This window comes from Inquilinus limosus MP06 (assembly GCF_000767795.1).
GTDB lineage: Bacteria > Pseudomonadota > Alphaproteobacteria > DSM-16000 > Inquilinaceae > Inquilinus > Inquilinus limosus_E.
This window is the reverse complement of record NZ_JANX01000410.1, coordinates 1-5799: the sequence shown is the minus strand read 5'-3', so window position 1 is coordinate 5799 and position 5799 is coordinate 1. Positions and strand designations below refer to the sequence as shown.

Annotated in this window: 6 protein-coding genes; all 6 read right to left on the bottom strand. The window is 69.5% G+C overall.

The annotated features are described in order from the left end of the window. A partial coding sequence (locus P409_RS24425) for a LysE family translocator (protein WP_034844744.1) occupies positions 1-461 on the bottom strand: 461 nt, incomplete at its 3' end. 417 nt (positions 462-878) lie between these two features. Beyond that, positions 879-1889 carry an ABC transporter permease gene (locus tag P409_RS24420; protein ID WP_034844743.1) on the bottom strand — a complete coding sequence of 337 codons (1011 nt, stop codon included), beginning with the start codon at positions 1887-1889 and terminating at the stop codon, positions 879-881. A 136-nt stretch (positions 1890-2025) separates the two neighbouring features. Then, complete coding sequence (locus P409_RS24415; RefSeq protein WP_034844742.1) at positions 2026-3534, bottom strand: sugar ABC transporter ATP-binding protein; 1509 nt, start codon at positions 3532-3534, stop codon at positions 2026-2028. Between the two features lie 59 nt (positions 3535-3593). After that, positions 3594-4544: a sugar-binding protein gene (locus tag P409_RS24410; RefSeq protein WP_034844741.1), complete on the bottom strand. Its 951-nt coding sequence runs from the start codon at positions 4542-4544 to the stop codon at positions 3594-3596. A gap of 136 nt (positions 4545-4680) precedes the next feature. Beyond that, the gene (gene cueR / locus P409_RS24405) at positions 4681-5103 is read right to left on the bottom strand and encodes a Cu(I)-responsive transcriptional regulator (RefSeq protein WP_034844740.1); all 423 of its coding nucleotides are present in this window, start codon (positions 5101-5103) and stop codon (positions 4681-4683) included. Next, positions 5100-5799: HAD-IC family P-type ATPase (locus tag P409_RS24400; RefSeq protein ID WP_034844738.1), on the bottom strand; the 700-nt coding region annotated here is incomplete at its 5' end. The genes P409_RS24400 and cueR, both read right to left, overlap by 4 nt.

Genomic DNA, 5799 nt, shown 5'->3' with positions numbered 1-5799 from the left:
ACCGCCGACAGCAGCGCCACCTGCGGGCCGGCCGGCCGCGCCGGGTCGACGAACTGCGGGAAGAAGGCGCCGTAGAACAGCAGCGTCTTCGGGTTGGTCAGCGACACCAGCACGGCGCGGCCATAGATGGCGCGGGCGGATTTCGGCTGCGCCGCGACATGGGTCAGGTCGGCCGGCGGCGTCCGCCAGTGGGAGATGCCGAGCCAGGCCAGATAGGCGACGCCGACCCAGCGCAGCGTCGCGAACCAGTGGCCGGCGGTGCCCAGCGCCTCGGCCATGCCCAGCGCGGTGAGGCCGAGCTGCAGCACCATGGCCGAGCTGGTGCCGGCGACGGTCAGCAGGCCGGTGCGCGGCCCCCAGGCGACGCTGTTGGCGACGATCAGGGCCACGTTCGGCCCCGGGATCAGGATGATCACGGTGACGGTGGCGATGAAGGCGAGAAGCAAATGCGGGTCGATCATCGGGGCTCTCCGAAGGCAAGAGGGCCGGCGAGGATCGGATATGGAAAACCCGCCGGATGGGCGGGGCGTCGTGCGTCGAGCCGTCAGGCGGCGGTCAGGAGGACCGCGGCCCCGTCCCGGGCGCGCAAGCGACAGCGACCGCCGGATGAGGGCGGGCTTGTTGCAGGCGAAGGGAGGCGGTGCGACGCATGGCGGCAAGATAGGCGCGGCTGGGCGGGGCCGTCAATCCGGCCGGCGGCAGGGCTCCGAATGCAGGCTTCGGAGACGGGAGCGTCCTCCCTTTCTGTCATTGCCGGGCTTGACCCGGCAATCCAGGGGCCACCGAGGGCTGCTCTGAAAGCCCCTGGATTCTCGGGTCAAGCCCGAGGATGACAGTTTATTTCACTTCCTCAGCAGGTGCCGCCGTCCGGTCAGATATCACGGCTTCGGTGACGATCCCGCGACCGCCGGCGCCGGGCTCGTCCCGGCCGGCACGGCGCGGGCCTGGCGGGCGGCGCGCAGCCTCTGCAGATGCTGGTCGGCCAGCACGCCGATCAGGATCACCGTGCCCATCACCGCGAAGTTGAGCGAGGAGGGGATGCCGAGCAGGTTAACCAGGTTCTGCAGCACCTGCAGCAGCACGGTGCCGAGGATGATGCCGAGGATCGAGCCCTCGCCGCCGCGCAGCGAGCAGCCGCCCAGCACCGCCGCGGCGATGGCGTAGAGCTCGTAGAAATTGCCATGCGCCGAGGGCTGGATCGAGTTCGTGTAGAAGGCGAGAAACACGGCCGCGAGGCCGGCGAGAAGCCCGCAGATGACATAGGCCGAGGCGATCACGGCGCGGGTGCTGATGCCGGAGTAGCGCGCCGCCTCCTCGTTCTTGCCGACGGCGAAGAGATAGCGGCCGAACACCGAACGGTGCAGCACCACCCACATCACCAGCGCGACCACGACCATGGCCAGGAAGGTGTTGGGGATGCCGAAGCTCTGGCCGTTGGCGAAATCCGCCAGCGTGTCGAAATCGCCGCCATAGCCGAAGCCGACGGTGGCGTCGTCGGTGTAGTAGCGGGCGGCGCCGCGATAGATCAGCAGGGCACAGAGGGTGACGACGAAGGGCTGGATGCCGACCCGGGCGACCAGGAAGCCGTGGATGGCGCCGAACACCCCGCCCATGGCGATGGCGGCGGCCAGGGCCAGCGGCCAGGACCAGCCCCAGTTCACCACCATATCGACGAAGACGACGCCGATCAGCGCGAACATCGACCCGACCGACAGCTCGATGCCGGCGGTGATGATCACCAGCCCCTGGCCGATCGAGAACAGCCCGTACAGCCCGACCAGATTGGCCATGTTGTACAGGTTCACCGCCGAGATGAAGCGCGGCTGCAGCACCGCCACGACGCAGCCGATCACCAGGATCAGGATCGCCAGCCCGAGTTCCTTCCTCATCTATCAGACGTCCTCCCGGTTCGCGTCTCTTCTGCGTTCTCTTTGGTTGTCATGCCCGGGCTTGACCCGGGCATCCAGAGAGCGTCGACACCCTCTGGATTGCCGGGTCAAGCCCGGCAATGACACGAAGGGGTAGCTAAGCCGCCAGCGGCCGGCCGACGGCGAGCTGCATCACGTTCGGCTCGCTGAACCGGTCGCGGCTCAGTGTGCCGGCGATCCGGCCCTCATGCATCACCGCGATGCGGTCGCTGACGCCGATCACCTCCTCCATGTCGCTGGAGATCATCAGGATCGGCACGCCGCGGTCGGCCAGGTTGCGCATCAGCTGGTAGATCTCGGACTTGGCGCCGACATCGATGCCGCGCGTCGGCTCGTCGAAGATCAGGAAGCGCGGCTGCAGCGCCAGCCACTTCGCCAGCACGATCTTCTGCTGGTTGCCGCCGGACAGCTTCAGCGCGGTGGTGGTGACCGAAGGCGCGCGGATGCGCAGCCGCTCGCGCTGGGCCTCGGCCTCCTTGGTTTCGCCGCGGCCATCGATCAGCCAGCGCTTCGCGACCTGCCGCAGGCCCGGGAGGGTGACGTTCTCGGCGATGGTCATGTCCAGCACCAGGCCGCTGCGCTTGCGGTCCTCCGGCACCAGGAACAGCCCCTGGGCGATGGCCGCGCGGGGCGTGCCGATGGTCAGCGCCGTGCCGTCCAGCCGGATCTCGCCGGCCAGCATCCGGTCGATGCCGAACACGGCGCGCGCCAGCTCGGTGCGGCCGGACCCGACCAGCCCGGCCAGGCCCAGGATCTCGCCGCGGCCGACCGACAGCGTCACCTCCTGCTCCGGATACGCCGTGGTGCGCACGCCGCGGATCTCGACCGCGTCCGGCTGCGCCTCGACGCCGGGCGGGATGTACAGCGCCCGCAGGTCGCGGCCGACCATCATCCGCACCATGCGGTCGTGATGGATCTCGTCGCGGTCCAGCGCGCCGACCAGCCGGCCGTCGCGCAGGCACACCACGCGGTCGGCGCAGGCCTCGATCTCGCCCAGCCGGTGGGTGATGAAGATGATCGCCACCCCGGCGGCCTTCAGCTCGCCGACCACGCGCAGCAGCGTCTGCGTCTCGGCGATGGTCAGGCTCGAGGTCGGCTCGTCCATGATGATGATGCGGGCGTTCAGCGACAGCGCCTTGGCGATCTCCACCATCTGGCGCTGGGCGATCGACAGCTCGGCGAGCGGCGTGGCCGGCCCGAAATCCACGCCCAGCCGGTCCAGCAGCCCCTGCGTGTCGGCTTGCAGCCGGGCGGTGTGGACCAGCTTCAGCGGGCCGAAGCGCCGCGGCTCGCGCCCGATGAAGACATTGGCGGCGACGTCGAGATTGTCGAAGAGGTTCAGCTCCTGGTGCACGAAGGCGATGCCGGCGGCGATCGCCTCCTGCACCGTCAGCGCCGCGTGCCGGGTGCCGCCGACGGTGACGGTGCCCGCGGTCGGGGCCTCGACCCCGCCCAGGATCTTCATCAGCGTCGACTTGCCGGCCCCGTTCTCGCCGATCAGCCCGACCACCTCGCCGTGGCCGACGGACAGGCTGACATCCTTCAGCGCCTGCACGCCGGGATAGGTCTTGGAGATTCCCTCCATGGCGAGGACGGCATCGGTCATCGGCGGCTCCCTGGGGGCGACGGTGGCGGCGGAAGCCGGAGGGCCTCCGCCGCGCCGCCTTACTTCTTCAGCAGTTCCTTCATCGTCTTCTGGAAATCGGCGACGTTGCTGCTGTCGATCAGCCGGGTCGGGATGATCTTCAGGTGGTCCGCCGGGATGAAGGACTTGTCGCCCTCGATGTACTGGGCCAGCAGCTTCACCGTCTGGTAGCCGAACTCGTAGGGCTGCTGCACCACGGTGCCCTCGATCACGCCCTCCTGCACGCCGCGCAGGGTGACCGGGTCCTCGTCGAAGCCGACGACCTTGATCTTGCCCAGCTTCCCGGCCGCCTTCATCGCGTCGTAGATGATCGGCGTGTTGTAGGAGTAGAGGCCGACCAGCATCGCCAGGTCGTCATACTTGGTCAGCGTGTCCTCGACATTGCGCTTGGCCTTGGCGAAGTCGATGTCGTCGGTGCGGATGTCGACGATCTCGATCTTGGTGCCGGCGATCGCCTTCTTGATGCCGTCGACGCGCTCGCGGGCGTTGGCGTTGCCCAGCGTGCCGACGAACAGCATGATCTTGCCGCCGTCCGGCAGGGCCTTCTTGATCAGCTCGCCCGCCTGCACGCCGGCGGCGACGTTGTCGGTGCCGATGTAGAGCAGGCGGTCGCTCTTCGGCGCGTCGCTGTCGAAGGTGAACAGCGGCACCTGGCCGGCGGCCTTGTTCAGCAGGGCGGTGGCGTTGTCCGGATCGACCGGGCTGATGCCGATGCCGGCGACGCCGCGGGCCAGCATGTCCTCGACGATCTGGCGCTGCTCCGCGGCGCTGGACTGGCCGGGGATCTTGAACTCGACGCTGTAGCCCTTGAGCTCGGAGACGGCCTTGTCCGTGCCCTTGTGGGCGATGGTCCAGAAATCGGACGAGCCGTTGACGACGAAGGCGATGGTCTTGTCGGCGGCGGTGGCCGGGCCGATGGCGAGAACCGACGCGACGGCGGCTGCGAGGCCCGCCAGAATGAGGCGCTTCATTGGGTTCCTCCCGTTTTCCGGGCCTGCTTCGCGCGGGTCCGGCAACATTGCTATTATAATCAGACAATTTGGATCACAACGACCCGGACCGGTCAAGCCGGCGCGCAACGGGCGGTCGGGAGGAGCCCGCTCGTGCTCAGGCCGAGCGTGCGCGGCGGGCCGGCTTCGGCGGCTCCAGCGCCAGGTCGTCGAGGATCGGGCAGTCGGGCCGGTCGTCGCCATGGCAGCAGGAAGAGAGGTGGCGCAGCGTGCCGATCATCTGCTTCAGCCCCTCGACCTTCCGCTCCAGCTCGGCGACATGGCCCAGCGCGATCCGCTTCACGTCGGCGCTGGACCGGTCGCGGTCGTGCCACAGCGCCAGCAGGCCGGCGATCTGCTCGACCGAGAAGCCCAGGTCGCGGGACCGGCGGATGAAGCGCAGCGTGTGCACGTCGTCGTCGCTGTAGACCCGGTAGCCGGCTTCGGTGCGCAGCACCGGCCGGGTCAGCCCGACCGATTCGTAGTAGCGGATCATCTTGGCGGAAACGCCGGAGGCGGCGGCCGCCTGGCCGATATTCATGGCTGGGTCTCCCCGGACAAGGGCGCGCGGAAGCGGCGCAGGCGCAAGGCGTTGGCCAGGACGAAGACGCTGGACAGCGCCATGGCGCCGGCCGCCAGGATCGGCGACAGCAGCCAGCCCTGGGCCGGGTACAGCGCGCCGGCGGCGACCGGGATCAGCGCCGCGTTGTAGGCGAAGGCCCAGAACAGGTTCTGCTTGATGTTGCGGATCGTCGCCTGCGACAGGGCGATGGCGTTGGCCACGCCGCGCAGGTCGCCCGACATCAGGACCAAGTCGGCGCTCTCGATGGCGATGTCCGTGCCGGTGCCGATGGCGATGCCGACATCGGCCGCGGCCAGGGCCGGCGCGTCGTTGATGCCGTCGCCGACGAAGGCCACCTTCCGGCCGCCGGCGCCCAGCCGCTTCACCGCCTCGACCTTGCCCTCCGGCAGCACCTCCGCGGCCACCTCGTCGATGCCGAGGCGCCGGGCGATGGCCTCGGCCGTGGCGCGGTTGTCGCCGGTGACCATCGCGACCTTGAGGCCCAGCGCGTGCAGCGCGCGGATCGCCTCCGGCGTCGACGGCTTGACCGGGTCCGACACCGCGATGATCGCGGCCAGCCGGCCGTCGATGGCGGCGTAGAGCGGCGACTTGCCGTCCTCGCCCAGGCGGGCGGCCGTGGCGGCGAAGGCCGACGGGTCCAGGCCCAGCGACCGC